Annotated in this window: 11 protein-coding genes; 2 read left to right on the forward strand and 9 right to left on the reverse strand. The window is 65.3% G+C overall.

The window, feature by feature from the left end:
• Positions 1-275: 275 nt before the first annotated feature.
• The 9 genes from NG898_RS17930 to NG898_RS17970 form a co-directional block, all read right to left on the reverse strand.
• Positions 276-1,745: an NAD-dependent succinate-semialdehyde dehydrogenase gene (locus tag NG898_RS17930; RefSeq protein ID WP_252693712.1), complete on the reverse strand. Its 1,470-nt coding sequence runs from the start codon at positions 1,743-1,745 to the stop codon at positions 276-278.
• 27 nt (positions 1,746-1,772) lie between these two features.
• Complete coding sequence (locus NG898_RS17935) at positions 1,773-2,861, reverse strand: tartrate dehydrogenase (protein WP_252693713.1); 1,089 nt, start codon at positions 2,859-2,861, stop codon at positions 1,773-1,775.
• A gap of 19 nt (positions 2,862-2,880) precedes the next feature.
• A complete protein-coding gene (locus NG898_RS17940; protein ID WP_252693714.1) occupies positions 2,881-4,506 on the reverse strand; it encodes an ABC transporter ATP-binding protein in 1,626 nt (541 codons plus the stop codon).
• A gap of 2 nt (positions 4,507-4,508) precedes the next feature.
• Positions 4,509-5,414, reverse strand: a complete 906-nt coding sequence (locus tag NG898_RS17945) for an ABC transporter permease (RefSeq protein ID WP_252694161.1) — start codon at positions 5,412-5,414, stop codon at positions 4,509-4,511.
• 28 nt (positions 5,415-5,442) lie between these two features.
• Positions 5,443-6,399 carry an ABC transporter permease gene (locus NG898_RS17950; RefSeq protein WP_252693715.1) on the reverse strand — a complete coding sequence of 319 codons (957 nt, stop codon included), beginning with the start codon at positions 6,397-6,399 and terminating at the stop codon, positions 5,443-5,445.
• A 45-nt stretch (positions 6,400-6,444) separates the two neighbouring features.
• Positions 6,445-8,064 carry an ABC transporter substrate-binding protein gene (locus tag NG898_RS17955; protein ID WP_252693716.1) on the reverse strand — a complete coding sequence of 540 codons (1,620 nt, stop codon included), beginning with the start codon at positions 8,062-8,064 and terminating at the stop codon, positions 6,445-6,447.
• A gap of 82 nt (positions 8,065-8,146) precedes the next feature.
• Complete coding sequence (locus NG898_RS17960) at positions 8,147-9,436, reverse strand: NAD(P)/FAD-dependent oxidoreductase (RefSeq protein WP_252693717.1); 1,290 nt, start codon at positions 9,434-9,436, stop codon at positions 8,147-8,149.
• A 33-nt stretch (positions 9,437-9,469) separates the two neighbouring features.
• Positions 9,470-10,135: a haloacid dehalogenase type II gene (locus NG898_RS17965; protein WP_027679994.1), complete on the reverse strand. Its 666-nt coding sequence runs from the start codon at positions 10,133-10,135 to the stop codon at positions 9,470-9,472.
• Positions 10,136-10,339: 204 nt separating this feature from the next.
• Entirely contained in the window at positions 10,340-11,821 is a 1,482-nt protein-coding gene (locus tag NG898_RS17970; protein ID WP_252693718.1) for an aldehyde dehydrogenase family protein, read from the reverse strand.
• A gap of 242 nt (positions 11,822-12,063) precedes the next feature.
• On the opposite strand from NG898_RS17970, the gene NG898_RS17975 reads away from it, so the two are divergent.
• Complete coding sequence (locus NG898_RS17975) at positions 12,064-12,951, forward strand: GNAT family N-acetyltransferase (RefSeq protein ID WP_252693719.1); 888 nt, start codon at positions 12,064-12,066, stop codon at positions 12,949-12,951.
• 28 nt (positions 12,952-12,979) lie between these two features.
• The gene (locus NG898_RS17980) at positions 12,980-13,912 is read left to right on the forward strand and encodes a 2-hydroxyacid dehydrogenase (RefSeq protein ID WP_252693720.1); all 933 of its coding nucleotides are present in this window, start codon (positions 12,980-12,982) and stop codon (positions 13,910-13,912) included.
• Positions 13,913-14,058 lie beyond the last annotated feature (146 nt).

Raw genomic sequence — 14,058 nt, forward strand, 5'->3', positions numbered from 1 at the left:
GATGAACTGGACTTGTACGGCACTCACCTGGGAGCTCTTGCTACGGATGTACGTTGCATTCGTTCGGAGAAGAATGTGGTCGATCTGCCAAGACGGCAGGTCGCGGAATCGGCGGCACGAAGAGAACGCGCCCGCCCCTCCGGCACAGTTGAAATCAATGCCAACCGCATGGGCGTGCGAACGGGTGCAAATCTACAGAAAATGCTAGCCGGGTCCGAACATACCGTTTGGTGCGGTTGGAAACTTGGCAGCTCTTGGGCTTGCTTCCAATGAGGCTAGTCGAGCTGGCCCTGGCAGACGTACTTGGTGTGAAGGTAGTCGTCCAGCCCGTGGACAGAGCCTTCCCGGCCGTAGCCCGATTCCTTCACGCCACCAAACGGCGCGGCCTCGGCGGCCAGCGCGCCTTCGTTGATGCCGACAATGCCGGTCTCCAGCGCTTCAGCCACGCGCCAGATGCGACGCACGTCCTGGCTGTAGAAGTAAGCGGCCAAGCCAAACGGCGTGTCGTTGGCGGCGGCAATCACGTCCTCTTCGGTGGTGAAACGCGTGAGCGGCGCGACGGGGCCGAAAGTTTCTTCGCACGCGCAGGCCATGGTGGCATCGGCGTTGATCAGCACCGTGGGTGCGTAGTAATTGGCGCCGAGCTGGGTCAGGCGTGCGCCGCCAGTCAACACCTTGGCGCCCTTCGCGATGGCGTCCTGCACGTGCCGGTCGATCTTCTCGACCGCGCGCGCGTTGATCATCGGGCCGATCTGCGAAGTCGGGTCCGTGGCCGGCCCGACGCTGAGCGCTGCAACGCGTGCTGCCAACTTGGCGGCAAACGCATCGTGCACGGCGTCGTGCACGAACACGCGGTTGGGAGACACGCAGGTCTGCCCGCCGTTGCGGAACTTGGCCGCCATGAAGCCTTCGACAGCGGCATCGATGTCAGCATCTTCGAACACGATAAAGGGTGCATTGCCGCCAAGTTCGAGCGAGAGCTTCTTGAGCGTGTCGGCACTGCGGCGCGCCAGATGCTTGCCGACCGGCGTCGAGCCCGTGAACGTGATCTTGCGCACGCGGGCATCGTCCAGCCAAACGTCCACCACTTCAGGCGTCCGCTCGCGCGAGGCGGTCACGATATTCAGCACGCCCGGCGGCACGCCGGCTTCCTGTGCCAGACGCACGAGCGCGAGCGATGTCAGCGGCGTGTCTTCTGCCGGCTTGCAGACCACGGTGCAGCCCACGGCCAACGCCGGTGCAATCTTGCGTGCAATCATCGCCGCCGGAAAATTCCACGGCGTGATGGCTGCCACCACGCCCACTGGCTCCTTGAGCGCAAACATGCGCCGGCCGGGCACCGGCGCGGGAATGACCTCGCCATTCATACGTGTGGCTTCTTCGCCAAACCATTCGATGTAGCTTGCGGCGTAGGCCACCTCGCCCTTGCCTTCGGCAAGCGGCTTGCCCTGCTCGAGCGAGATCAGCTTGCCGAGATCCTCCTGATGCGCAAGCACCAGATCGTTCCACCGCTTGATGATCTGCGCACGCTGTTTGGCGGGCACCTTGCGCCAGGTTGGGAATGCGGCATGCGCGGCATCCAGGGCGGCTCGTGCCTCCTCGGCGCCGGAATCCGGCACGCGCGTGATGAGGTGGCCAGTGGCCGGGTCTGTCACGTCCAGCAGTGGCCCGGTTGCGGTCCGCCATTCGCCGGAGATGTAGTTGGCACTGCGGATCAGGTCCGCACGATCGAGTGAGAGAGACATAGTGTTCTGGTCAACAGCAAATGAAGATCAGGCAGCGGCAACGTGCGCGGCAATCGCCTCGCCCACCTGCGTGGTGTTGGCGGTGCCGCCCAGGTCAGGTGTGCGCGGGCCGTCCTTGAGTACGGCTTCGATGGCTGCGACGATCGCGTCGTGCGCTGCCCGCCCTGCGCCCTGCCCTTGCGTCAGAAAATCCAGCATCAGTGCACCCGACCAGATCATCGCAATCGGGTTGGCGATATTCTTGCCGTAGATGTCCGGCGCGGAGCCGTGCACCGGCTCGAACAACGACGGGAACGTGCGATCGGGGTTCAGGTTGGCCGACGGCGCCAGGCCGATCGTGCCGGTCGTTGCTGGGCCGAGATCGGACAGGATGTCGCCAAACAAGTTGGTGGCGGCCACCACATCGAAGCGGCCCGGCTGCAGCACAAAGCGCGCGGTCAGGATGTCGATGTGCTGCTTGTCGAGCGTGACATCGGGGTATTGCTGTGCAACCTCATCGGCGCGGGCGTCCCACCACGGCATGCTGATGGCGATGCCGTTGCTCTTGGTGGCGAGCGTCACGTGCTTGCGCTGGCGGCTCTGTGCGAGGTCGAAGGCGAACTTCAGCAACCGCTCCGCGCCCTTGCGCGAGTAGACCGATTCCTGAATCACGATCTCGCGGTCGGTCCCTTCGTACATGATGCCGCCGAGCGATGTGTATTCGCCTTCGGTGTTTTCGCGTACGACGTAGTAGTCGATGTCGCCAGGCTTGCGATTGGCGAGCGGGCACGGCACACCTTCAAACAGGCGCACCGGGCGCAGGTTGATGTATTGATCGAACTCGCGGCGGAACTTGAGCAGCGAGCCCCACAGCGAGATGTGATCTGGCACGGTGGCTGGCCAGCCGACGGCGCCAAAGAAGATCGCATCCATACCCTTGAGTTGGGCTTTCCAATCGTCCGGCATCATCTTGCCGTGCTGCTGGTAGTAGTCGCAGCTGGCCCATTCGATGGTGTGGCACTCCAGCTCGAAGCCGAAGCGCTCGGCTGCCGCCTGGATGACGCGCAGGCCTTCGGGCATGACCTCCTTGCCGATGCCGTCCCCGGGGATGATCGCGATGCGGAATGCGGGAATCATGTCGTTCCTTTTTTTTCTGTTAGACGGAGACCAACGCAGCGCGGTCCCGCTCGTCGAGCCAGCCTTGGCGCAGTTCGGGCACCGAGTTGGCGAGTTGTTCGTAGTACGGATGATGCGGGCCGCGATCGAAATCGGCGCGCGCCACCTGCGTGAGTTTGCGGCCGTGCTGCATGACGACGATCTCGTCGCACACCGCGCGCACCGTGTGCAGATCGTGGCTGATGAAGAGATACGACACGCCAAGATCGCGCCGTAAGTCTGCCATGAGGTTGAGCACCGCCGCACCCACCACGGTGTCGAGTGCGGATGTCACCTCGTCGCAGAGGATCAGGTCAGGCTCGGCCGCCAGGGCACGCGCCAGATTCACGCGCTGCTTCTGACCACCCGAGAGACCGCCCGGCAACCGCTGGGCCACGCTGTGCGGCAAGCGCACGAGATCGAGCAACTCGCGGATGCGCCGCTGCAACGCCTCGCCCTTCAGGCCTTTGTAGAACTGCAGCGGCCGCGCCAGGATGCGTTCGATGGTGTGCGACGGATTGAGCGCCGTATCAGCCATCTGGAAAACGATCTGGATGCGGCGCAGCTCTTCGTGGCTCCGGTTGGCAAGCAGCGGCTTGAGTTCTCGGCCGGCGAACGTCATGTTGCCCTGGCACGGTGCAATCAGGCCTGCAATGGCCCGCGCCAGCGTGGTCTTGCCTGACCCCGATTCGCCGATCACGCCGATGGCCTGTCCGCGATAGAGCTTGAAGTTGATGTCATCGAGGATGCGCGTGGCCGGCTGGCCCTTGGCATCCACCGGTCCGTATCCGGCGCCCAGTTCGTGTACGTCGAGCAGCAGCTCGCCCTCGCCCAGGCAGTGCTCCGCTGGGCGAGCGGTTGGCCGCGCCGCCGCCAGCAGGCTCTTGGTGTAGTCATGATCAGGCGTGGCAAGGATGTGCGCGGTCGGGTTGATCTCCTGCATCTGGCCGCCGCGCAGCACCAAGATATGATCAGCCATCTGCGCCACCACAGCCAGGTCATGGCTCACGTAGACGGCGGTGGCGCGGCGCTCGCGCACCACGCGCCGGAACGCACGCAGCACTTCGATCTGCGTGGTCACATCCAGCGCAGTGGTCGGCTCATCCAGGATCACCAGATCCGGATCGATGATGAGCGCCATGGCAGCCATGAGCCGCTGCAACTGCCCACCCGACACCTGATGCGGATACCGCTCGCCAATGGTTTCGGGATTGGGCAGCGCCAGTTCGCGGAACAGTTCCACGGCTTTGGCCTCGGCTTGCGCGCGCGACATCGTGCCGTGAATGCGGGCAGGCTCCACCACCTGATCCAGGATCGTGCGCGACGGGTTGAACGACGCCGCCGCACTCTGCGCGATGTAAGCCACGGTGCGCCCGCGCAAAGCGCGTTGCTCTGCGGGCGGCAGGTGCAGTACGTCGATATCGCCAATGCGGATGCTGCCCGATGCGATCTCGCAGCCACGGCGCGCATAGCCCATCAGTGCGAGCGCGGTGGTGGTCTTGCCGGAGCCCGACTCGCCAATCAGCGCCAGCACCTCGCCGGGTTGGATGGCAAAGCTGAGGTTGTCTACGAGGGTCTGTTCGCCTGCGGTAATGCGCAGGCCTTCTACGACGACGGACGCACCCATGTTCAACGCCCTCCGCGTTCGCGGGCCGCCCGGCCCGGCAGGTTGTCGATGACGATGTTGACGGCGATGGTCAGGCTCGCAATGGCCAGCGCCGGCACGATGACGGACGCGCCAGCATCCGGCAGCGCACCGATGTTCTCGCGCACCAGAGAGCCCCAGTCGGCCGACGGCGGTTGAATGCCGAGGCCCAGGAAGCTTAGGCTCGCCAGCAGCAGCACGACGTACACAAAGCGCAGCCCCAGATCGGCCAGCATGGGCCCGAGGATGTTCGGCAGGATCTCGCGCAGCATGATGTACAGCGTGCCCTCGCCGCGCGTGCGCGCCACGGTCACGTAGTCGAGCGCATTGATGTTGACCGCCAGCGAGCGCGCGATGCGATACGCGCCGGGCACGTAGATGATGGCGGCGGTCACCACGAGCATCGTCACCGAAGACCCGAAGCCGGCCACCATCAGCAGCGCGAACATCTTGCTCGGGATGGCGGTGAGCGTATCGAGCACGCGGCTCAGCGTGGCGTCGACCAGCCCGCCCATGGCAGCGGCGAACAGGGCCAGCACCGTGCCCGTGCCGCTGGCCAGCAAGGTGGCCACGAGCGCCACGCCCACCGTGTAGCGCGCGCCTTCCACCACGCGGACGAACATGTCGCGGCCGAGGTAATCGGTGCCGAACCAGTGGGCCGCACTCATGGGCCCGAAGACGTCGCCGTTGCCATCGCCGCTGGTGATCAGATGCGCGGGCAACAGCGCGGGGCCGACCAGCGCCGCCAGCACCCAGAACACCAGCACGGCCAGACCGATGAGGCCCGTGACGCCGAAACCGCTCAGCAAGCGCCGTATGGGGTGGCGCGGTGCAGGTGGTGCGGGCGGCGTGCCGGCCGGCAACGTAGGGGAAGTTGGCGTGGTTTCCATCGTCAGGCTCTTGTTCATAGGATCAGCATCAACGGTGGCGCAGACGCGGGTTGGCGACAATGCCCAGCACATCGGCCGTCGTCACGAGCAGCAGATAGCCCGCGCAGAAAATCATGGCGCAGGCCTGCACCAGAGGCATGTCGCGCTGCGAAACGCCATCCACCATCAGCTTGGCGATGCCGGGGTAATTGAAGATCGTCTCGATGATGATCACGCCGCCCAGCAGATACGACAGCGACAACGCCACCGCATTCGCAATCGGCCCCACCGCGTTTGGCAACGCATGCGCGAGCACCACGCGCATCGGCGAGGCGCCCTTCAGACGCACCATTTCGATGTACGGCGCCTCGAGCTGGTCGATGACCGCGGCGCGGCTCATCCGCATCATCTGCGCAACGATCACGCAGCACAGGCTGAGCACCGGCATGGCAAACGCCTTCAGCATGTGACCCAGCGATTCGATGTCGTTGACGTACGACAGCGCTGGCAGCCAGCGCAGCTTGACGGCGAACACCAGCACAGCGAGCGTCGCCACCAGAAACTCCGGCACCGACACGACAGCCACGGACGCGGTGGAGGCAAGCCTGTCGAACCAGGAGCCGCGCCACACCGCCGAGGCAACGCCCAGGCTGAGCGCGATCGGCACCGAAAACAGCGCCGTCACCGCGGCCAGCAGCAGCGAGTTTGGCAAGCGGCTTGCCACAAGCTCGGCCACCGGCATCTGCGTGGTGGTGGATTGCCCGAGGTCGCCGCGCGCAATGCCGGCCAGCCAGTGCACGTAGCGCTGCGGCGCCGGCACGTTCAGGCCCATCTGCGCGCGCAGCGCTGCCAGGGCTTCGGGCGTGGCGTCCTGCCCCAACTGTTCTTGCGCGGCGTCGCCCGGCAGCACAGCGGTGATCGAGAACACGATGACGGACACCGCCAGCAACGACAGCAGCGCCAGCGCCACGCGCCGCACGAGCAGCTTAAGGATGACTCGATTCATGACAGCCCCTTCATCACTTTTCGCAAGAACGCCACCACCGCACCGTCAGGCTTCAAGCCAGACGTTCTCGGCAAACGAGTAGCCCATCAGGCCGCCCAGCGGGATCGGTGCCAGGCCCTTGAGCTTGGTCGTGTGCCCGTCGATGCTGGCCAGGAACAGCGGAATGCCGATGCCCGCCTTCCCATGGATCATGGTCTGCATGTCGGCATACATCTGCTTGCGCTTGCCGACATCCGTCTCGGCGCGGGCGGCGACAAGCAACTGGTCAAACTTCGGGTTCTTCCAGCGCGATTCATTCCATGCGGCGTCGGACTTGAAGAACTGCGTGAGGATCGTATCTGCGCTCGGGCGCGGGTTGACGTTGCCGAAACCCACCGGGCTGCTGAGCCAATGGTTGGACCAGTAACCGTCGGCAGGCATGCGCTTGACGTCGAGATCCAGGCCGATGCGCTGTGCGGTCTGCTGCAGCACCAGTGCAATCTCGACCGAATACTGGGCCGCCGGTGATGCGACAACAGGAATTTTTCCGGTCACGCCCGACTTCTGCAGGTGAAATTTTGCCTTCTCGATGTCGAACGCGCGCTGCGGCAGCCCCTTGAAATAGAAGCGGTTGGTGGGGTCGATCGGCTGGTCGTTGCCCAGCACCGCGTAGTCCAGCGCGATGGTCTTCTTCATCTGTTCGCGGTCGAACAGGTACTTCATTGCCATCACGAAATCGGGGTTCGCACCCGGGCCCATATCTTTGCGCATGATCAGGTCGGAGTACTGGCCCGATTGCGTCGCGAAGATCGCGTAGCCCGGCGTGCTCTTCACACGTGCCACGGCGCGCGGGTTGACGGAGGCCACCAGGTCCATCCCGCCCGACAGCAGCGCGTTGACGCGTGCGCTTTCATCGCCGATTCCGACGAACTCGATCTCGTCAAGATACGGCTTGCCCGGTTTCCAGTACCCCTCGTTACGCACGACGACCGTACGCACGCCAGGCTTGAACTCCTTGAGCTTGTACGGTCCGGTGCCGATGCCGGCGCTGAAATCCGTGGTGCCGTCCTTCACGATATGGAAATGGAAGGTACCCAGGATCACCGGCAAGTCGGCGTTCGGGGCGGTCAGCACCACGGTGACTTCGTTCGGGCCGGTGGCCTTGACGCTTTCGATCTGGTCGGCCAGCACCTTGGCCTTCGAGGCGGTGGCCGGATCCTTGTGGCGCATGACGGAATACACCACATCAGCCGGGGACAGCGCCTTGCCATCGTGGAAAGTCACACCCTTGCGCAGCGTCAACACCCAAGTCTTGGCGTCCGCCGTGTGATACGACTCAGCCAGCGCGGGGCGCGGTGTCAGGCTGCCGTCCAGCACGAACAGGCCGTTGTAGACCATGTTGCAGCGCACGTAGTCGCTCTGGTTCGACTGTTTGGCCGGGTCGAGCGTATCGGTCGCGGCTGCCGTGGCCGCCGCCACTCGGATACGTCCACCACGGCGTGGCGTCTGCGCATATACGCTGGCAGCGGTGCCAGCTAGGCTGCCGGCCAGCGTGGCCTGCATGCCGCCGGCCATCAGCATCTTCAACACGTCGCGTCGCGAGGCACCGCGCTTGAGCGACTCCATCACGCGCTGGCTTTCGGCGGGACCGACAAGGTTCTTGAACTCGTTATGGCTGTCGCTCATGGTGGGGCTCCTGATGGATCTGCTCTGAATGGAATGCGTTGCGATCGTTGGATACTGCGAAAGACTGCGTTTGCGGCACAGCTCAGGCAAATCGGTCCTTGAGCTGGTAGTACATGCCCACCGCCGGCAGGAACCACGGCGGGCCAAAGTGACCGGGAATGGCGCTCCACGCGCGATCGCGCCACGGGTTGGCGGCAGCGTCGCCGGCCATGACCGCAGCCATGCGCTCGCCCATGTGTACGGACATCTGCGTGCCGTGCCCGCTGTAGCCCATGGAATAGAACAGGCCGTCGCGCTCGCCGGCGTGCGGCAGGCGGTCTTGTGTCATGTCGACGAGCCCACCCCAGCAGTAATCGAGACGCACGTCGCGCAGCTGCGGGAAGGTTTCCGTCAGGCCGGCACGCAGGATCTCACCGCTCACCGCATCCTGCTGCGGACTCGACACCGCAAAGCGCGCGCGGCCACCGAAGACGAGCCGATCATCCGGCGTAAGGCGGAAGTAGTGGTGGATATTGGCCACCGTCACGTAGGTGCGGCGCGCGGCCAGCAACGCATGCGCGCGCTCCGCGCCCAGCGGTTCGGTGGTGACGATAAAGCTGCCGATGGGCACGATGCGCCGGCGCAGCCAGCCGAACGTGCCGTAACCGCCATGACGCGACGCGCCGGTCGCAAGCAACACCTGCCGGGCCTGCACAGTGCCGCGCGTGGTGTGGATGCGATGCACCTGCCCCTGCACCCGCTCGATGCGCTGCACGCAGGTGCGCGTATGGATCTGAGCACCCTGGCGTTGTGCCGCGATGGCCAGGCCCTGCGCAAAGCGGCCCATGTGCATCTGGCCGCTGCGCTTGTAGAGCAAGCCGCCATGAAAGCGCTCGCTCTGCACTTCGGCACGCACGCGAGCGGCATCGAGAATCTCCACGTCCGCATCCACACCGTCTGCGATCAGGCGATCTGCACTACGTTGCAGTGCCTGCATCTGGTACGGCTTGGTGGCGAGTTTCAATTTCCCGTTGCGCTGGAAGTTGCAGGCAATGCCCTCGTCGCGCACGATGCGCTCAACCGTGTCCACGGCGGCGTCGTAGGCGTGGTACCAGGCGCGGGCGCGGTCCACGCCAACCTTGGCGGCCAGGTCCGCGTAGTCCACGGCCAGGCCGTTGTTGACGTGGCCTCCATTGCGCCCCGACGCCTCGGGCGCCACCTTATCGCCCGCTTCCAGCACGACCACGCTGGCGCCGCGCCGGGCCAGCGCCAGCGCGGCCGACAACCCCGTGAAACCGCCGCCGACGATCACCACGTCTGCCTGCGTCGGCAGATCGTGCGCGTCCAGCGCCAGCGCGGGCACCGAGTCGTTCCAGTAGGAGTCGAGTTTCATGGGGGCCATGTGGGGTAGCTATGGAGACGCGGCTTAGAGACCAACAACACCGGGCAGGCCGCCGATGTCCTGGATCTCGGTGTAACGGTACGCCGGGTTGCCCGGGCCGTGGCCGCGGTTGACGAACACCTTGTTGACGATGCCGAGGTCATCGGCCGACATCAGGTCGTAGCGCAGGCTGGACGACACGTGCAGCACGTCTTCGGGGTTGCAGCCCAGCGAATCGAACATGTATTCGAACGCCTTCAGGCGCGGCTTGTAGGCCTGAGCCTGCTGCGCGGTGTACACACGGTGGAACGGCGCACCGAGCATCGCCACGTTCTTCTGGATCTGCGCGTCATCAGCGTTGGACAGGATCACCAGCGGGATTTCCTTGGCCACCTTGGCCAGACCTGCCGGCACGTCGGCATGCGGGTCCCACGTCGGCACGGCGTCGTAGTAGGCCTGGCCGTCGGTGTCGAAGTACTGAATCTTCCACTTCTTGCACAGGCGGCGCACGGCGTTCTTGAGCACCACCTCGTACGGTTTCCAGTCGCCCAGCACTTCATCGAAGCGGTAGGCAGTGAAGTCGGCAATGAATTGCTCCATCTGCTCGGCCGGGATACGGTCCGCAAACAACTCGCGCGTCATCTCGCCCATGCGAAAGCGCGTGAGCGTGCCATAGCAGTCAAAGGTGATGTACTTGGGGCGGAAGGTCATGGTTTGAGGTCCTAAGGTCCTGAATGTGGCTGCCGTTATGCAGTCTTTGCAGCGCGGTTATGACGAAATCATTGAAGCACGCGGACTCACAACGGTTGTAGGGAAATGCACGGTCTCACGTGAGAAAGCTGCTGTTTCTAGTGGCACTCGCGGCATGCCATGCGGTGTGCACTGCTGGCGTGCCGTACGCACCGCCAAGGCACGCTAGTGCGTCGCAGCAAAATCGATCAGCACACTTTTGAAGCGCAAGTTGGCCTCCACGGCTTGCCGGCCCAGATCCTTGCCGATACCCGACTGGTGATAGCCGCCGGTGGGGATGACGAAATCGGCGCTGCGCCCGTAACGGTTGATCCAGACGGTGCCCGCCGCGATGCCACGCACGGCGCGCAGCGCGCGTCCGATGTCTGCGGTGTGCACGCCGGCGGCCAGACCGTAGTGTTCGTGCGCAGCGAGTGCCAAGCCTTCCTCTTCATCATCGAAGGTCTGCACCGTCAGCACGGGGCCGAAGATTTCTTCCTGCACGGCGGGGTTGTCTGCGCGCACACCTTCGAGCAGCGTGGGCTGGAAGTACGCCCCGCCCGGGCCATCGCCAAACAGGCCCCCGCCGCAGCGCACCTGCGCGCCGGCATCCCGCGACCGCTCCACGATGTCGAGAATGCGCCCTGCCTGCGCCGCCGAAATAATCGGCGCCAGCGTAGCGGAGTCATCCCAGGTGGCACCGGGCCGTAGCGCGGCAAAGCGTCCTGCGATGCGTTCGATCAATGCCTGGGCAATCCGCCGTTGCACGATCAGCCGTGAGCCGGCCACGCACACCTGTCCCGCGTTGCCGGTGATGGCGCCCGCGACAATGCCCGCCAGCCGATCGATGTCCGGCACGTCGTCGAATACGAGCTGCGGGCTCTTGCCGCCCAGCTCCAGGGTGACGGGCTTGGGGCCGTGCGATGCGCAAGTGGCCATGATGGCTGCGCCGGTGCGTGTGGAGCCGGTGAAGGTCATCTTGGAGATCAGCGGATGCCGCGTGAGTGCATCACCCGTGGTACGGCCGTCGCCCTGCACCACATTGAACAGGCCCGGTGGCACGCCCGCTTCGATGGCTAGCTCAGCCAGCCGGATGGCCGAATATGGCGTCAGCTCGGATGGTTTGAGCACGACAGCATTGCCGGCTGCCAACGCCGCACCGACTTTCCACGAGACCATCACCAGCGGAAAATTCCATGGCGTGATCGCACCAACCACACCGTACGGTTCGGCCACCACCATGCCGAGGTTGTCGTGCCGCGTGGCGGCCACGTCGCCGCCAAGCTTGTCGGCGTATTCGGCAAAGAAGCGCAGGCCCTCGGCGGTGAACGGCACGTCCCAGGCAGTGGCGTCGCGCAGGGGGCGGGTGGAACACACGGCTTCGAGCGGCGCCATGTTTGCCACGGCGGCGTCGATCAGGTCGGCCCAGCGGCGCAGCACGCGCGCCCGGTCACGCGGGGCACGGCGCGCCCAGTCCGTCGTGCGCCACGCCTGCCACGCATCTTGCACGGCAGCGTCAACGGTGGAAGCGTCCGCCAACGGCAGCTCCGCATGCACGGCGTTGTCGGAAGGGCGGCGCACGGTAATGCGGCCCGCGTCGGGCACAAGCCTGCCGCCAATGAAATGGCCGGAGGGCACGAGGATGGTCTGGGGGTCAAATTTGGCCACGAAATTGGGGGGCGCCGAGGTCCGGCACGCATATTGAAATGAGGTCATTGATGCTAGGCAGGATGGCTCGGCATTTGTGTTCGTAACCGCGGGCGCTACCGCATCGAATTGCGAAACCCGCACCCTCCACAGAGGATGCTTGCAAATTGCGGGCAAACCCGAATTCGATCTGGCTCCGCGCCGCGATGTCGTCCAAGATAAGTGCCGGTGCCACCTTCATCCTTCGCCGGAAGGAACCTCCCATGTCCTCCTCGTCAATACCCGCCCAGAACCCGCCCACCGACGACGGCGTGGTGCTGCGCTCCATGACCGCCGATGATCTGGCCCAAACACATGCCCTGTCAGAAGAGCAGCGCTGGCCGCATCGGCCGGCCGATCTGGCGCAGAGTTTTGCGCACGCCGAGGGCATCGTCGCCGAGCGCGACGGCCAGATCATTGCCGCCGCGCAACGTTGGCGCTGGGGGCCGCGCCACGCCACCATCGGGCTGGTCATCGTGACGCCCGCATGCCAGGGCAGGCGCATCGGCCATCGCCTGATGAGCGCACTGCTCGACGGGCTGGACAACCACACCGTGCTGCTACATGCCACCGCAGAAGGACGCGGATTGTATGAGCGACTGGGCTTTGTGCGCACCGGTGAGATCCGCCAGCACCAGGGCATTGCGCAACCCACGCCGCTGATCGCCCTGCCCGCCGGCTGGCGCCTGCGCCCGGCCGGGCTCAATGAGTCTGCGGACCTGCGCCGTCTCGACGCCCAGGCGCGCGGCATGCCGCGCGATGCACTGATCGACGATCTGCTCGCCAGCGCAGACGCCTGCGTCGTGCTGGACGACGACGGCGAGGCGCGCGGCTTCGCGATGCTGCGCCGATTCGGGCGCGGCCACGCCATCGGCCCCGTGGTCGCCCCGGACGCCGAGAGTGCCAAGGCGCTGATTGCGCATCTGGCAGGCATCAACGCCGGCCACTTCACCCGCATCGACATCGATTTCGACAGCGGCCTGGCCGAGTGGCTGGAGAGCATCGGCCTGCTGCGCGTGGATGCCCCCACCACCATGGTGCGCGGCGAGCCGCTGACCACACCGCCCGGCGCGCCCGCGCTGTTTGCCATCGTGACCCAGGCAATGGGTTGAGCCCCGAACATTGCGCTGACCGCTCATCGTGACGAACACATTCCTCTACAAGTCCGACCCTGTTCGCGGCCGTCAATGGGCGGAAGTCTTCCGCCAGCACGCGCCTGACATCGACTTCCGTATCTGGCCTGACATCGGCGATCCGCTTCGGGTTCGGTTTCTTGCGGCCTGGGAGCCACCCGCCGATATCGCGACACAGTTTCCGCACCTGGAGGTGCTGTTCTCTTCGGGCGCGGGAGTCGATCAATTCAACTTTGCGACGCTGCCGCCGACGCTGCCCGTGGTGCGCATGGTGGAGCCCGGTATCGTGCGCGGCATGGTCGAGTACGTCACGCACGCCGTGTTGAGCCTGCACCGCGACATTCCCGCCTACCGCCGCCAGCAGCAGGCGGAGCAATGGCGCCCGCTACCGGTGCGGCCCGCCAATGAACGCCGCATTGGCGTGCTGGGGCTCGGCTCGCTGGGGCAGGCCGTGCTGGCGCAGTTGCAGGCTTTCGGTTTCGACTGCGCGGGCTGGAGCCGATCGCGCCATGCCATCGACGGCGTGCAGTGTTTTGCCGGGCAAGACGAACTGGCCGCCTTCCTGGCGCGCACCGACATCCTGGTCTGCCTGATGCCGTTGACCGATGCCACGCGCGGCGTGCTCAACGCAGCATTGTTTGCGCAGTTGCCGCAAGGCGCCGCGCTGGTGCATGTTGGCCGCGGCCCGCAGCTGGTGAGCGACGACTTGCTTGCAGCGCTCGACAGTGGGCAGCTCAGCGAAGCCATGCTCGACGTGACCGACCCGGAGCCGCTGCCCGCCGGCCATGTGTTGTGGCGCCATCCGCGCGTCCACATCACACCGCACATTGCCAGCATGACGCAGCCACTTTCAGCAGCAGCGGTGGTCATCGACAACCTGCGCCGCTTCACCGCCGGCGAACCCATGGTCGGGCTGGTGGACCGCTCGCGCGGCTACTGAAACCACGCATCAAACGGCGCGCCGCACGATCTGCTGCTGCGCGCCGAACAACAGCAGCACGCTGCGTTCTTCCCGCGCAAAGCAGCACCAAGGCTCAGGCCGCACAGCCTACTCTTGAGTCCATTGATTGCCTTCACTGCACGAAC

This window comes from Ralstonia mojiangensis (genome assembly GCF_023955645.1).
Taxonomy (GTDB): domain Bacteria; phylum Pseudomonadota; class Gammaproteobacteria; order Burkholderiales; family Burkholderiaceae; genus Ralstonia; species Ralstonia mojiangensis.

Bases quoted from the DNA above. Each gene is read 5' to 3' on its own strand.
- NG898_RS17960 (WP_252693717.1), bottom strand. From the start codon at position 9,436: ATGAAACTCGACTCCTACTGGAACGACTCGGTGCCCGCGCTGGCGCTG.
- NG898_RS17930 (WP_252693712.1), bottom strand. From the start codon at position 1,745: ATGTCTCTCTCACTCGATCGTGCGGACCTGATCCGCAGTGCCAACTAC.
- NG898_RS17940 (WP_252693714.1), bottom strand. From the start codon at position 4,506: ATGGGTGCGTCCGTCGTCGTAGAAGGCCTGCGCATTACCGCAGGCGAA.
- NG898_RS17955 (WP_252693716.1), bottom strand. From the start codon at position 8,064: ATGAGCGACAGCCATAACGAGTTCAAGAACCTTGTCGGTCCCGCCGAA.
- NG898_RS17935 (WP_252693713.1), bottom strand. From the start codon at position 2,861: ATGATTCCCGCATTCCGCATCGCGATCATCCCCGGGGACGGCATCGGC.
- NG898_RS17975 (WP_252693719.1), top strand. From the start codon at position 12,064: ATGTCCTCCTCGTCAATACCCGCCCAGAACCCGCCCACCGACGACGGC.
- NG898_RS17965 (WP_027679994.1), bottom strand. From the start codon at position 10,135: ATGACCTTCCGCCCCAAGTACATCACCTTTGACTGCTATGGCACGCTC.
- NG898_RS17945 (WP_252694161.1), bottom strand. From the start codon at position 5,414: ATGGAAACCACGCCAACTTCCCCTACGTTGCCGGCCGGCACGCCGCCC.
- NG898_RS17950 (WP_252693715.1), bottom strand. From the start codon at position 6,399: ATGAATCGAGTCATCCTTAAGCTGCTCGTGCGGCGCGTGGCGCTGGCG.